Genomic DNA, 16,124 nt, shown 5'->3' with positions numbered 1-16,124 from the left:
CACCTCTTACCTTTCCGAACAGAGAAGTTAAGCCCGTTAGCGCCGATGGTACTGCATTTGTGGGAGAGTAGGTCGTTGCCTTTCTTGGAAGCCCTTCATGGAAACATGGAGGGCTTTTTTTTGATTTATAATTAAGGTTCGAGTAGAGCAACATCCATTTATCAATTATAAATCTTAATCTTCCTAACTATTTCCATAGTTAATATTAAAAAATAACTACTATGTTTGTTTTTCATTAACTTATAATGGAGAATAAGGAATTAGAATTAGCCTGGTAATTTGTAAATAAAACAAATCGCTCAATTTTTTTAACGGGTAAAGCAGGTACTGGAAAAACCACGTTTTTGCATCGTTTACGTATGCATAGATCTAAACGTTTGGTTGTAGTTGCCCCCACGGGTGTGGCCGCTATTAACGCAAAGGGTGTTACCATACATTCCTTTTTTCAAATGCCTTTTGGCCCTATTTTGCCCGATAATGATTTGAACGCTTCAACGAGTTTTAACAGAAAGTTCAATAAAACGAAGATTAACATCATTAAATCGATGGACCTTTTGGTGATTGATGAAATTAGTATGGTAAGAGCTGATTTACTCGATGGTATCGATAGAACACTCCGTCGGTTTAGGAATAGGAACAAGGTTTTTGGAGGTGTTCAGGTGCTCATGATTGGCGATTTACAGCAGCTATCACCAGTCATTAAGGAGCAAGAATGGGATTTGTTAAGGCATGTTTACAAAAACGGCTTCTTTTTTAGTAGCCATGCCTTTCAGCAATGTGCTGCAATTACCATTGAGTTAAAGCATATTTACAGGCAAGAAAACCCCAAGTTCATTAAAATACTCAACGCTATTAGAAATAATCAGTTGGATGAAGCTGAAGCTCTAGAACTAAATAAACGTTTTATTCCAGATTTTACACCAAAATATGATGAGGGGTATATTTCTCTAACAACACATAATAACAAGGCTGAAGCTACAAATAGAGCTGAATTGGCAAAATTGAAATCTAAAGCCTTTATGTATACTGCCGAAGTTAATGGAAAATTTCCCGAGTATGCCTATCCAAACAAGGGTCTTTTGGAATTAAAGGTTGGTGCACAGGTGATGTTCGTTAAGAACGACAGTAGCCCCGAAAAGCGTTATTTTAATGGGAAAATTGGGCAAATTAAATACTTGGACACTGATGAAGTAGTGGTTCATTGCCCAGAAGATGATTATAATATCATCGTCACACCTGAAATTTGGGAGAATATTAATTATTCCGTTGATGCTGAAACAAAAGCGATTAAGGAAGAAAAAATAGGTTCGTATACGCAAATGCCATTGCGATTGGCTTGGTCGATTACCATTCATAAAAGTCAGGGATTAACCTTTGAAAAAGCTATTATTGATGCCGAAGGAGCTTTTGCACACGGACAAACCTACGTTGCTTTGAGTAGATGCAAATCGTTGGAAGGTTTGGTGCTTAAAAGTAAAATTCACACCAATCAAATCATTAATGATAGCAGTATTACAACCTTTAATGAGCACGCTGAACAGAACGTCCCTGGTAAAAGGGTTTTAGAAAAGTCACAAGAAGAGTTTCAATTAGATTTGATTGCCGATGTGTTTGATTTGTATGCCTTTTTGCATCCTGTAAACCGAATTTTGGATGTTTATTATAAAAATAGAACGATAATTGAAGGCCCTGTTGAAAAAACTTTTCTTTCTATTAAAGAATCCCTTACCAATTTTTTAAAGGTAGCCAATGGTTTTAATTCTCAATTGAGAAAGCTTTCGGAAACGGAAGGATTGGCTGAAAAGAGTTTATTAATTCAAGAACGTTTTAAAAAGGCCATTGAATATTTTAAATGTGAAATAAAAACCCATCTTGTTCAACCATTAAAGACTTTTTCATTTACTACGGACAATCAAGCCATTGGAGGTGAGATTACAAAGCATTTGGACGATTTTGAAGAACTTTTGGCTGTTAAGGTCATTTATTTCAATGGTTTGAAAAACGGGTTTTTTACTGAGCAATTTTTGGATTTAAGAGCCAAATCGGTTTTTGTAGATAAAGAGAAATCGAAGAAACAACGTAGAACTGTTGTTGAAGGTACAAGCAATGTAGCCTTGTTCGAAAAGTTACGAATATTAAGGAACACGATTGCCCAAGAAAAGGATTTAATTCATTATCAAATATTCACCCAAAAGTCACTTTATGAAATGTGCGAAACCTTGCCAATAACTAAAAGTGAATTGTTAAAGGTTAACGGCATGGGAAAATCTCGAGTTGAAAACTACGGTCATGCCATTTTAGAGGTCATTAAAGAATATTGTAATGAAAAAGCCATTGAAACATCTGATGAAGCTGAAATATTTGATGAGCCTCAACCAAAGCGAAAGCGTGGTGATACAAATAAATAGTCTTTAGCTTTATTTAAGGAAGGTAAAACAATTCAACAAATAGCCGATATACGAGCACTTAATGAAAATACCATTTTTGGACATTTGGCCAGTTTTATTCCTTCGGGAAAGGTGAAAATTACAGATTTAATGTCAACCGCCCATTACGATGAGTTGAAAACTGCCATTCCCAAAATATCCTTCGAAAATTTATCCGATTTCAAGCATCAACTTGATGATAAGTATTCTTATGGGGAGCTGTGTTTGGTGTTAGAAGATTTGAAGGATTAAGACACGGATTTTACTAATTAGTATTTGTATTTAGCTTGACCGGAAAAATGTTTGCACATACGGTGCAGCTAGAGAATTTTGAATGAGTAATAAATAGTCTAAAGTTATAGACTGTTATAATGACGGGGCTCAACTCTTGCCATTGCGAATAGAGAAGTTAAGCCCGTTAGTGCCGATGGCACTGCATTCGGTGAGAGAGTAGGTCGTTGCCTTTTTTGGAACCCCTTCCTGGAAACATGGAGGGTTTTTTGTTTTAAGCCATTTAATCAATGAAAAACTATATTTTAATAAAATAAGTAATCTAAAGAATACATTTCTATAATTAAAGGATATTCCATTCTATAATTCAAACTAGATAATGAAGGGTTAGAAAATCCTGTTAAATACACTTATAATTTTTGCCATCAAGCTTTTAAGCATATGCTTCTGGTACTGATTCATTAATATAATATTTTATTATTTATCCTACAAATATTATATATTTTTATGTATTTCATCGATTAAATACTTTTTTTTTCGTTTAATAACATTATATATATATATATTTAGACTGAATTTAGCATACAACGTTTATAAGGAGTCAATATTTTAAAAACCAGATATTAAATATATAACGATATCATGCTAACCATTATTACTTAGCTTTTTATTAATACTAAACTATAATAGATATGAAAAATATTATAATATCTAATTTTCATCCTATTTTGGCTGGAAAGTTGATTAGTCAAGACAAGTTGAATCAGTATACAAAATTTTTGTACTACCATTATCAAAATCGTCCTGTTTTAGTTGCAGAGGGGACCATAGATGACAAAGAACCTTTATTTTTTGAAGAAGTATCCGAACATGTAGATAAATATGCCGTGTCTTCTAATAATATAGCAAAAAGACAAGTCTTACTTTTCGATGAGATAGAGCGCTTTATTGTAAAGGATATGGAATATACAGAGCCTTGGGATTACGTTTTTCCTGATGGTTTCGAAGATTTACAAGGAAGTCATTATGGTCCGAAGATTGGCACCCGTATGGATTGGTTCAAGAAAAAAGTAAAATGTGTTTTTGATAAATTTTATGAATATTCACCCAATAAGCCTGAAAATATTATACATGTAACATGCTCTGGTTATTCTGCTCCAAGTTTAGCGCAAGAAGCAGTTATAGAGCGTAATTGGGACGATGTAAGCGTTACTCATTCTTATCATATGGGTTGTTATGGAGCCTTCCCTGCTATACGAACAGGTTCAGGATTGTTAAGTTACAGTGAAAAAAAGGGAAGAGTTGATATTGTGCATACAGAATTATTGTCAACTCATTTAAATTTAACGGAATTCTCGCCTGCTAATACTGTGATTTGTTCATTGTTTGCAGATGGATTTATTGGATATTCGCTATATGATGAAACAAGTTTTTTCAATGATGATTCTATTAAGAATAAAGTTGGATTAAAGATACTGGCTTCTCATGAAGTTATTATCCCCGATTCTTTAGAGGATATGACTTGGAACTTGGGAGAGTATAATTTTTTAATGACGCTCTCTAAACACGTACCTATTTTTATAAAAAGAAATATTGAGAAGTTTATTACGGATATGTGTAATAAAATTGATTTAAATTTTAAGGAGCAAAAGGATTCGATATATTATGCCATACATCCTGGTGGACCAAAAATTGTTGATCACATTGTAAACGAGCTAGAAATAGATAAAAAACAGGCGCATTGGTCCTACGAGGTTCTAAAAAATAATGGAAATATGTCTTCGGCTACTGTTCCTCATATTTTTAGTGAAATTGTAAATGATCCTAGTATTAAGCCCAACACTAAAATCATTGCGATAGCATTCGGGCCTGGTTTAACCGCAACAGGGCTAGTACTTGAAAAAGTGGCTTGAGTTTAATATAGGCTTATTATCCAATCTATTTGATTAAAAACTAGCCTAAAACAGGTAATGAGTACAAGTTTCTTTATCACAAAAGGCCTTATATGAAATGTACGGAACCTTGCCAACAACTAAAACTGAATTGTTAAAGGTTAACGGCATGGGAAAATCTCGAGTTGAAAATTACCGTCACGCCATTTTTGGACAATTGGCAAGTTTTATTCCTTCAGGAAAGGTGAAAATTATAGATTTAATGTCAACCGCCCATTACGATGAGTTGAAAACTGCCATTCCCCAAATATCCTTCGAAAATTTATCCGATTTGAAACATCAACTTGATGATAAGTATTCTTATGGGGAGTTGTGATTAGTTCTTAAAGAATTAAAGCAGGCCTTTTTAAAGCCTGCCTTAACAAAATTTATTCTATTTCTCGTTTACCTTATCTTAAAACTACAAATCTTTTAGTTCCGGTTTTTTCATTATTGCTCAGTTTCACAAAGTATACACCATCTTGATAGCTATCATTAAGCTCTAACGTAACTTCAGATTTATTGATAACCTCGGTAGTTGATATTTCTCTTCCTAAGGCATCAAAAATGGTCAAGGTGGTTTTATATACAACATTGTTGGAAAACTTAATGGTCAACTTTTCTTTAACGGGGTTAGGGTAAAGCATGAAATCAGACATCTCGTTTGCTTCTGTGCTTAATGGGCCACAAGGTTCTGTTGTTTCCGGATTTATTAATGGGTCGGTGTCATCGCAATCGCCTGCAACAGTTGAGTAATTGTCACTAGGCATTTGGCATAGCGTTTTATTGGTCAGAACATTATCAATACCATAGCCGTCGCCATCAGCATCGTAATAGTAAACCTGTAATTCCCCAACAATTTCAACAGTAAATGTTGTACTTGATTGATTGCCTTGGTTATCGGTCGCAGTAATGGTCACCTCTGTATTTTCAGAAATTACCGTACTTGATGCCGGTATTTGCGATATTTGAATGGAACTAGTGCAATTATCGCTCGCTTGAGCCAACGGTTTATAATCTGGAAGATATACCGTGCAATTTTCATTTCTATCAAGAACTTGGTCCGCAATCGGGTCTATTGATGGCGCCGTAGTATCTTCAGGTATAATTTTAAATGAAATTGAAGATTTATTATTGGACGCATCAGTTACCGATAAAATAGCATTGGTAGTGGCCGTGATCTCAGTACCAGCTGCAGGAATTTGTACAATTTGCAAATTGCCTTGGCAATTGTCATTTATTCCAGCTAATGCACTGTAATCTTGTACAATAACTTTACATCCTGAATTTAAAGGCTCAATTTGGTCACCAATTGAATTTATTGAAGGGAAAACAGTGTCTTCCAATCCAATATCCGCGCTAATGTTGGTAGTTAACCCATTAAAGTCGGTTACAGTAACCTGATATGTTCCATTGCCCACATTCGTCAAATTTTGAGGGTCTGGTTCTGTGTCGACAGGTGCAATGCCATCGTTGTCCCAATCAAACGTATAAGGAGCAGTTCCACCCAGTACTTCAAGTTCTATTGCACCATCTAAAGATTCAGAACAAGTAGCGTTAACCACCTGTGTTCTTAAGATTAAGCCTTCAGTAAATATGGCAGTAATTGACTTATTAGAGTCCATAAAAAGGGTTTCGTCATTGTTAAAACTTCCTAAATCGCCTTCCCATCCATTAAAGGTCCAGTTAGAATCAGGAACAGCACTAACATCTACAGATGTGCCTGAAAGGTATGGACCGCTAACAGGATTAACAGTAATTGTTCCATTACCTTGAATGTTTGTAACTAGAGTGTAAGATTCTTGAACAAAAATGGCTCTGACGGTTTTATCGCTATCCATTAAGATAGTTTCGGCGTTAGTGTTACTCGTTAAATCGATTTCCCATTTGTCAAATACCCATCCATTATCTGCTACGGCCTCAACGTTTACTGAAACTCCTTCTTCAAAATAATTGTTGTTCGGTGAAATTACGATTGAACCATTACCCGTTTTTTCGGTGGTTAAACTATGATAATTAACAGTAACATCATCTTCGGATGGCGTGGAATAACAAATTGCTGTACCAGAATCTATTTCACTTTTATTGAAAACGTTATCAAGAACCACAGGAGCCAAACAATATGCCTTATTCGGTTCTCCTTCAAAAGTGAATTTATCTTCAATGTTAATGATATCTGATATTTTACGATATTCGCCACCATCTTCGGAAAGATAAACTTCATAGCCCAAAATACCACTTCCACCCAAATCATCGCTAGCATCTAATTTGAAGCTTTGAATCAAATCAAACTGCAAATTATTATCGGTAATTTGGTTTATGGTTGGTGACACAGCATCAATAATATTTATAGCTTCATTTGTGCCAATGGGTTCATTTATATCGAAAAAGATATTTGCCGAGGCTTTGAGTTCATCTCCGGTTTGCGTGGTGCTTTTTGCTTTTATCGAATAGGTTACAAAACCTTCGCCGGCACCATTGTCATCATTTATTGGAAGGAAACCTTTTAATGCTTCGTATGGAGGTAACCCTGTTTCAGGGTCGATGGATTGGAAACTCCAGAACAATTCAGAATTTACAATATCCAGTCCAGCTGAAACATTTACATCCATGCCAATTTCGTCCGCTAAATTTAAACGGACACTGTAATTGGATAATCCTTCAGGAACATCAAACGCATATTTTCCAAACCCAAAGCCGAGTAGTCTAAAACTTGATGCATTAAAATTAGTATCCAATTTTTGTCTGATTACAACTCTTTGGGCTGGAGCCGTTGCATTTTCAGGGTCGTTCTCAAAATTAATGGTATAATCAAGTGTTTCTTGGTTTGAAACAAATTTTTCTGGTCCGAAACCTTCGGGTCCTATTATTTCGTTTGGATCGCATGAGCTCACTACAGGTGTGCATAAAAAACTTTGAGCAACACAAAGGCCTAATCCAGCAACAGCATAACCGCCAGATTTGCCTAGTACATCTCCAAGAGTACCACCAACACAACCATATGATGAGGCCGATGATGACCCACCACTAAGAGCATTTAAAGATAAAGCACAACTCATTGCCCCGGCACCGCAGGAAACTGCAAGAAATGGACAGCCAACAACAACTGTAGCACAGCCAACAACGCTGGTTATACAGCTAGCTGCTGCTACACCACAGCCTAAACTTGCAAATGCAACATCGCACCAACTTGGTGTTCCGTCTCCACCACCACCGCCTTCTGAACAAGAATTTGGAGGTTCAGGTGGGGTATTGGGATCTGTTGGGTCATTGCCAGGATCATTTGGATTTGAGCCTGGGTCATTTGGGTCATAATTTGGATTATCTGGATCATCTTCAGGAATAGGGTCTACTCCTGGAGGTGGTTCAGGACATGGTGTTCCTGGAGGAGCACCAAATATACTTCCAGTAGAACAATCAACTGGTCCAGGGCCACAATCTCCGAATGGACAATCAGGGTCAGGTTCTGGGTCTGGATCATCGCAACCTTCATCTATTTGGCCGTTGCAATTATTATCTATCCCATCATCACATATTTCAGGTCCTGGATGAATTAAGCTGTTGTTGTCATTGCAATCTCCCTCACATTCAGAATAGCCATCTCCATCATTATCAATTTCTCTTGCCGAAACCACACCGTCACCATCATCATCCAAACCATTACAAATTTCTTGACAATCCTCATCAATACTGCCATCACAATCATTATCTTTTCCATCCAAGCATATTTCTTCTGCACCTGGATGAACGCTACTGTCAAAATCGTTACAATCGCCGTCACACTCGCTATATCCATCATGGTCGTTATCTCTTTCACTACCTGCTAAAGAACCACTGCAGTCATTATCCTTACCGTCACAAATTTCTGGAGCACCTGGATAAACAGAACTATCATAGTCGTTACAATCTCCTTGACATATAGAGTAACCATCGCCATCCAAATCTTGTTCAACCAATGGAATGATGCCATCTCCATCATCATCAAGCCCATTACAAATTTCAGTACAGCTGCCATTGTCAGGACATTCACAATCAATACCGTAGGTACAACCATCGGGACCATTAGGCCCTCTATTTCCTGGAGGTATTGAACCATAGCCTGGTCCTCCAGGGCCGCCAATGCCACCCAATCCTGGTGGGATGTATTGATTTCCAGGACCTCCTTGACCTCCTGGAGAGCCATCTTCACCAATACCGCCCGGTGCTCCGGGTACACCGTTTTCACCAATTCCTGGTTTATAGGAGGAGAAGCAGATGGCAATTTCGTTGTCATTTATCTTCTCAATGCTGAAACTACCTCCATATATATAGTTATACGCTGTAAATCCATCAGTTTTTAGCACGAATTTAGAAGCGTCAAAACCAGTGATTCCACCCGAGGCTTTCAAAATGGTCCAACATTTATCAACAGCAGGGTGCCATCCGGCCAAATAGGTCGGCGAATTGCTATAATCTAAAGTCTTAATCTCTATTTCAAATGGGTTTTCAGATGTAGAGGTTATGTTAAGATTATCGGATAGCTCAATTATGTCATGCCCTAGGCTAGCACCAGCTTCACCTTCGTATTTATTGATTTCCCAAACGTATTTGCTTCCTGGACCAAATATCGCATTTGTAGCCCTTGTAGCATCTGGACCTTTTTCACCTGGGCTGTAAATACTTTTGTTAAGGGATTGGTTTCCACAATCGGCGCATTCAAAATCTACTAAAAGCGTATCACTTGGTTTTAGGAAACCGTACTCCACATAGTTATTCAACATAATTTTGGAGAATGCTGTTTGGTCTTCAACAATGGCTCGATCATCGGCAAAATAATCGGGATTTGCTAAGACAAGTTGACGCATAGACTCTATGTTCTCCAAAGAATTAAAAACCATCATATTTGCGTTTCCTGCAATAACTTTCGCCCGCAAAGGAAAAGTGGTTCCTGAGAAATTGGCGATGTAAACACTGGCGGTCATAACATCACCAGGTTTTAAATCTCGAGCCGTGAACGGAATGACTTGATAACCTTCATCAGAAATATAATCTGACATATCTTCAAGCCTTCTGTAAATATCTGTTGTAGAGTTTTTTCTGAGTTTACCACTAACGTTGATATCTAAAATATCTACATTATCCAGCATAGCCAATTCGGCCAAAACCGCCGGTACATCAACATTATTGTCGTTTCTGATGACAAACTCAAAAAATGCACTTTTACCGGCCCTTACCAAATCTGGAGACAGAACATCATACGTCATCAGGGTATAGCCACTGCTTGCTTCAACTGTTAAAGCTTGGGGTAAGGAAGTTGTTGCGTTATCTGGATTTTCTAATTCTAAATCGTATGTGTCATGTGGTACACCCGTTAAATCCCATGATATTTCAGCTTCCATGCTGCTTTTTAAAGTTGTAGAAAGAGCAGTGCTTACTGGAGTGCCATTTTTCAAAATCCTTGCGGTCATACCTTCCCTAAAACCTGCTCCCGTAATAGAAGTGCTCACCTTGCTATCTCCCACGGTCTGAGGTGAGGATGTTAGAATCATAAAATCCAGAACCTTTGCTGTTATTGTTAATGTTTGTAAAGCACTTAATTCTGTGTTAATTAACAAGTAATAGTCACCAGCTTGTGTGTTTGGGATTAATGCACGTTGGTTCGTTGAGTTGCTGTATAATCCTTTAAAGTCAAAATTATTTGGGTCTGGCGTTTTTTCAAAGGAGATAAATATGCCATTACTTCCCAAATCTCTAGAGGATGCTACATCAATGATTAAGTCTTTACCTTCTTCAACGGTAACCTTATAATACAGCCAATTTTGATTTTCAAGATTTTTAACGACGTCGGTATTTAAAGGTAAATCCCTTACGCCTAGTCCAATAGTTTGATCGGTCGCTAAATTATTGTTGGTATAATTATTTTCATTGATGGAAGATTTTATGTTTGTTCTGGCAATACCAAAATAATCACCAGGAAACAAATTTCTAATATTTCCAGATACATTTACCGTACGGGTTTCGCCAGGTCCCAGAGTTATATTAAACTCATCCGAGCCTATTAGCGTAGCAACAGATCCATTATAAATGGCATCAGGTGACATGTAAAATGCATTTGCAAGATTGCCTACTGCTGTATTATCGCCAATATTGTTGATAACAAATTCAGAATCAAGAGCATCACCTAAAAAGGCTGTTGCGTCTGTATTTATTAAATCGATTTTTAAGTCGGAAGGATCTTGTAAATTGATTTTAATCAACTGACTGGCTTCATTGTTGGTTTCGCCATCCTCAAAGCCCTCATAAATTAAATTCTTAACATCGGCTTTAGCAATTAAATAATAATTACCAGACACGTTTTCAGGAATTTGTAAGGTAACACTTTCTGTGGTGGACTCTCCAGGAGCTAAAACAATATTTTTTGCTGCATTCCCAATTCCAATACTTCCAGAGACCACATTAGGTAAAAACCCGAGGTAGAATCTATCATACCATTCAATCGTAGTGCTTCCTAGCCCTTGGTTTTCAACAGTATAATCTACTGTAAAACTTTGTCCGTTCACAAGCTCCGAGGGTGCTGTTAAGCTAGTAATAACCAAATCCGCATGTGGTAGAAGGGTTAATTCAATGGGTTTGTAAAGCGTATTGTTATACCGTTCTATATCCTCATCTATTTTGTAATTATAGTCAGTAATTATTATGATGTAATAAGTGCCTTCAATACCATTGGGGATATTAAAGTTTTGATTGAATGAAACCGTTGCACCAGCCGCTAATTTGTAATTTGATTTTTGACCCAAATAAAAATCATCAGAACTAATCTGGTTGTCAAAACTTAAGTAAATTCTTGTTGAAAATGACTGATTAAGGTCTGTTGTGCCAAGGTTTTGTATGGTCCAATCAACAGGAATACTTTCGCCAGAGTTGGCTGTATCTTGTGCGCTTATGTCAATAATTGCCAAGTCAATGTCAACTGGGTCTGGTGCAGGTGGATCGACAATATTTGGTGAAGCAAGCCCAGTTGAGGTGTTGTTTAATTTATTGTTTAATTCGTTGGTTTCGAATAAATTATCCAAAACATCTGTGTAGATATGAAAATATATCTCATCAGGAGTATTAAGAGGTAAAGTGCAAGTAATTGTATACTCTTTTGTTTCATTAACATTTATAGCCGTACTTACCCTATTGGATTTAAGCATTTTTAATGCCGTAGGGTCCCAGTTGGCATTTTCAGACCAGTAAATACGATCCTCTCTAAATTCGGATGGTTTTGTGCCGACATTTTTTATCCTGTATTTCATGGAGAAGGGTTCGCCACGGGTTATAGTTTCCGGATAGGACATCGATACAGGAATTAAGTCTGGACGCACATCAAGGCTAACGTTTACTGTGCCACTTCTTATCGTATCGTTATCACTGGATTGAAACTCAAAAATTTCGTCCTTAACATCCGTTATAATATATACATAATGGTCACCTTCAAGTTTTTCAGGAAGCTTAAAGCCTTGGTTTACGGTATACGAAATACCATTACCGAATTCAGCAGCTATGCTCTTTCCGGGAATAGTGACTTCGGCATTTTGGAAAAACCTGTTTTTACCCAACGAAATAGCTTCATTTGCGTTAAATGTTGCTTCTTTTGAAATAAAAACCTCGTCGTCCCATGAGTTTTTTAATGGGGGATTTACACCAATGTTTTCTACTGTCCAAGTTACCGACAAATCTTGGTTGGCGGTGGCCATACCGGGTACATTTATATTGGTTAATGCCAAGTCGGCGGGTGGTCTCAAAGTAATGTTTATAGGGTCGCTCCTAAGAATGTTATTGGAGTAAATGGGTTCGTACATACCCATAAAATTGGTAATAACATAAATATAGTATTCACCAAAAATATTATCGGGTAAGTCAATTTCTTTGGAGTAGTTATAACTATCATTAACTTCAACGTAATCATTGATAACACAAGTGCCACCAGGGCTATTTCCCAATGAAGCCCGATAATCTTTTATTTTAATTGCCGTAGAAAATGAAAATGTTGGGAATTGTGATAAGTATATGGCATCTCTCCAATGGCGTTCAAAAACACATGGATCGTAATCTGTATTTTGAGGGATGGGTGAGAATGAAATGGCAGAACTACCGCCATAACCACCAGAGTTTCCTCCAGAAGAAGGCGCAAAACCTAAATTTAAAGTTATGTACGGAGGTTTCCACCAAAAGCCACCAACAGCAGTTCTGTTACCAATATTTTCTGCAGAATATTGAACGGTAATTGGATCACCTGAAAATGCATCTGTGGGTGCGCCTACATTAACCATTTTTAAATCTGGAGCAGGAGGGACAGCAATAAATACTTTTTGGTAATATAAATTGTTTTGTTCATCTAATTCAGAAAGGCTATTGCCGTGAGAGTTTCTATCGTTAGAGCAAACCCCATTTTCAATTCTACAATAGCCATCCTCATTATCTGTTATTATAAATAAGTAGTAGGATCCTACATAGTTCAACGGAATGGTTACTTGTTGCTCATTAACGTAAGATTCACCGGGGTTAAGCGATGCTAAACTGTTAAATTCTGCTAACAATACATCATCACCTCTACGTAAATCTAAATCAGCCGACAAATATACACGGTCTCTCCAAATGGTATTATTGGTGCTGCCATTTCCAATATTTTTTACCTCCCATGAAACGGTTATAGATCCTCCACCTACAGTTTCTGTTGGCATTGATACATTTTCAACAGTAAGATCTGGGGTTCCAGATGGCGTAAAGGCTTGAATTGGCCCTGGCGTTTCAAAGCATGAATTCTTGGCCACTACTTGCCATGAGTATTCCACTGCAGGCTCTAAATTTCTAACGACATAGATTATTTCTTCAACATTTGATTTAACAGGTATCTCACTTTTGGTTTCATTGGTTGGCCATACATAAATATCGTATAGAACACTGTTTGCTCCCGGGTTCCAAGATAATTGTATGGGCTGAGGCAGATTAACGGAGGCATTGCTCGGTAACATGTTGGAAACCTCTACTGGAGGGAAAGAAGGAATAACTTTAATGGAAACCGTATCAGAAAAGGCACAACCATTGTTATAGGTGCCCTGTACGGTATAGTCGGTATCCGAACTTGGAGCAACGGTAATCGTACTCAATGTTGAGCCGTTGGACCAAACCTGCTCATCCGTGTTGTTTACGGTAAGTTCTATGGTTTCGCCAATACATATGGTGGTTACCGAAGAGGTTTGAATAGTAGGTTTCTCAATAATGATTAATTCAAACAATGCTGAAACCGCTTCACAGCCCAAATTGTTTATCAATTTAGCTTCATATTGACCAGGCAATTCTGTGGTAATTTCTGTTGAAGTACCCATATCATAAAACTCTCCATCGTAGATTCTTTTCCATTTTAAAGGAATATTGTACTGCGTGGAAAGTGTGGTTTGCGCATTTATGCAAAGCATATTGCCTGCACTTGACTGGATTACGGGACTCTCCCCAGGGTCTGAAATATTAATGGTTATTGTTCTTAAAATGGGGCATCCATTTGCAGAGTTTCCATCTTGAAAAGTGTAGGTTCCTGCGGCCGTTAGGGTTTGTCCAACAAACTCATAGCTTTGGCCCGCACAAATGGTGACTTCCGTAAAGGTTTCTTCAGTTTCCAATACTTCGATGGTTGTAGTATCTGAGTTGTCTCCGTTTTGATCTGGTATGGTATAGGTCAAGGTATATATTCCAGGAGGGGCAAGTGATGTTTGGAAAACATTGGCCTGAACATACTCACCAGACCAAACGCCTCCTGATGGGCTACCATCTGGCAAAGAAAAATCATTCCCTTTTTCACATAAATCATCTAGACTTGGTGCTGTAACAATAACCGTGTTGTCAATAATGGTGAAACTATCTTCAGCCGTTTCCGAACAATTATTTTCTTGGTATTCATAAACTAAGGTATATGTTCCAGGTGATAATATTGTAGGGTCAATACTGGTAATTGTAGTTTCAGGGCTTGTGCTGAAATAATAAATTCCTCCAGTGGGAGTACCCATATCAAGCGTAACTGCGGAGTCGTCAATATTTAGGCTTTCAAATGGTAAAGTTAAAGAAACCGTCGTAAGGGTTGTAACGGTAACGGTTACTTGCTCTGTATTGGTGCAGCCATCCGTATTCGATATATCTACCGAATAGATTGTGGTTGCGGACGGCGTTACGGATATTTCTGAAGTAGTTTCTCCAGTACTCCAAAGATATGAGTTTCCTCCCGAAGCTGTTAGTAAAGTTGTTTCTCCTGAACAAATGGTAGCATTTGCTGATATTGAAGTTATTGGTTGGGCAAAATGGGTTATGCTTTTTGAATTGTCGTCGTTTGTGTTGTCAATATCATTGCCAACTATCGTGTAGGCGTTAATGTTATAGGTTTCTTCAGAAGAAAAATCGGCCGTTTGCGTAAACGTATAGGTTGTGCTATTGCCGGATAAAAGATTCAGGTTATTTACCGTTTCAACTATTGCAGCACCTCCATTAATGCTATAGGCCACATCTAGGCTGTTTATTGTTGGGTCTCCATAATTTGTAATTTCAACCGTAATGCTTTCGCTGGAATTTAAATCGCAACCTGAATCTGGAGCAGTGATTGCCGAAACACCAACATCATAATTAAACGTGGTGTTTTGTTGAGCCGTATAACCGGGAGCTAAATAAAGTTCTCCATTTTCATTGATGGCGTATTCATAAAATGAAAAATAGTAGATTGTGGATGGGATTAAGCCTGAAAGTGTAAAATTGTCTCCAAAGTCGTTGAAAACAACAAAATTGCCACTGCCCAACTCATCTCCGTTGCCAAATGTTGCACTTGCATTGTAGGTTGTAAAATCGGCCGGGGCAGCGTTAACCGCACTACCTTCTCGGGCTATTACAAGCCTACGTGTTCCATCTCCTGGGGTAAAGCTTACATCAAATGAGTTTAAATCTATATTTGTGAACTGGGCGCTAGAAACTTGTACTGTCGGCCGTTCACCAAAGGTTTCTAGAGCAAATTTGTACCCGGGTCTTAGGTATAATTTGGCATTACCGCCATTAAACTCAAACAATGCAAAATGATAGTTTTGTGCCGATTGTAAATTGGTAATGTTGACGTTGGTACCAGTACCTGCATAAAGTACATAATTACCCGAACTGCCAATTTCATAGGAGCCATTGTAAAACCCTCCAGAGTTTGAACTGTAATTGGTAAAATCTTCAGGTTCTACGGAAACAGGGCCATCTTGCCTACCAATTAAAAGTCTGTTGGAACCGTTCCCTTTTGTCCAAGAAATATTGATGCTTGAAGTACTTCTGCTACTAATAAATGCATTACTAGATTGAACTGTAGGGGTACCCAAGGTAATCTGACTAATTTCATATGGTGGGTCTCCGTTTATGTCGTTCCCTGTTAGGTAGAAGGTCTCGGTGCCAGTGCCGTTGTATTCGAACACCTTGAAATAGTAAGTCGTTTCGGGCTGTAGGCCGTATACCCAGTTGCCCCCGTTGGCTCCGCTGTGCATGACGAACTCCCCTGGGG

The 16,124-nt window shown here is 37.8% G+C and carries 4 protein-coding genes, 2 rRNA genes and 2 pseudogenes; 7 read left to right on the top strand and 1 reads right to left on the bottom strand.

Features of this window, described 5'->3' with window-relative positions; translation table 11 throughout:
• From rrf (ACB104_RS15935) to ACB104_RS15905, 7 genes and pseudogenes are all read left to right on the top strand, one after another.
• A 5S ribosomal RNA gene (gene rrf / locus ACB104_RS15935) occupies positions 1–84 on the top strand; the annotation flags it as partial.
• A gap of 212 nt (positions 85–296) precedes the next feature.
• Positions 297–878: pseudogene (locus ACB104_RS15930) on the top strand (AAA family ATPase); the annotation flags it as partial.
• Between the two features lie 141 nt (positions 879–1,019).
• Positions 1,020–2,408: an HRDC domain-containing protein gene (locus ACB104_RS15925; protein ID WP_370480337.1), complete on the top strand. Its 1,389-nt coding sequence runs from the start codon at positions 1,020–1,022 to the stop codon at positions 2,406–2,408.
• A gap of 12 nt (positions 2,409–2,420) precedes the next feature.
• Positions 2,421–2,678, top strand: a pseudogene (locus tag ACB104_RS15920) (helix-turn-helix domain-containing protein); the annotation flags it as partial.
• A gap of 106 nt (positions 2,679–2,784) precedes the next feature.
• Positions 2,785–2,893: ribosomal RNA gene (gene rrf / locus ACB104_RS15915) — 5S ribosomal RNA — on the top strand.
• Positions 2,894–3,349: 456 nt separating this feature from the next.
• Entirely contained in the window at positions 3,350–4,570 is a 1,221-nt protein-coding gene (locus ACB104_RS15910) for a 3-oxoacyl-[acyl-carrier-protein] synthase III C-terminal domain-containing protein (protein WP_370480335.1), read from the top strand.
• Positions 4,571–4,667: 97 nt separating this feature from the next.
• On the top strand, positions 4,668–4,925 hold the full coding sequence (locus tag ACB104_RS15905; RefSeq protein ID WP_370480334.1) for a helix-turn-helix domain-containing protein: 258 nt from the start codon (positions 4,668–4,670) through the stop codon (positions 4,923–4,925).
• Between the two features lie 73 nt (positions 4,926–4,998).
• Here ACB104_RS15905 and ACB104_RS15900 read toward each other — a convergent pair whose 3' ends face one another.
• Positions 4,999–16,107, bottom strand: a complete 11,109-nt coding sequence (locus ACB104_RS15900; protein WP_370480332.1) for a CARDB domain-containing protein — start codon at positions 16,105–16,107, stop codon at positions 4,999–5,001.
• Between the last annotated feature and the right edge of the window lie 17 nt (positions 16,108–16,124).

It is taken from the genome of Tamlana flava (genome assembly GCF_041287255.1).
In the GTDB taxonomy this organism is placed as follows: Bacteria; Bacteroidota; Bacteroidia; order Flavobacteriales; family Flavobacteriaceae; genus Tamlana; species Tamlana flava.
The sequence above is the reverse complement of the archived record's forward strand: the minus strand, read 5'-3'. Positions and strand labels throughout refer to the sequence as shown.

What these genes read in the sequence shown, in the direction of transcription:
- ACB104_RS15925 (WP_370480337.1), top strand. Translation starts at nt 1,020, where the DNA reads ATGTATACTGCCGAAGTTAATGGAAAATTTCCCGAGTATGCCTATCCA.
- ACB104_RS15910 (WP_370480335.1), top strand. Translation starts at nt 3,350, where the DNA reads ATGAAAAATATTATAATATCTAATTTTCATCCTATTTTGGCTGGAAAG.
- ACB104_RS15905 (WP_370480334.1), top strand. Translation starts at nt 4,668, where the DNA reads ATGTACGGAACCTTGCCAACAACTAAAACTGAATTGTTAAAGGTTAAC.
- ACB104_RS15900 (WP_370480332.1), bottom strand. Translation starts at nt 16,107, where the DNA reads ATGCACAGCGGAGCCAACGGGGGCAACTGGGTATACGGCCTACAGCCC.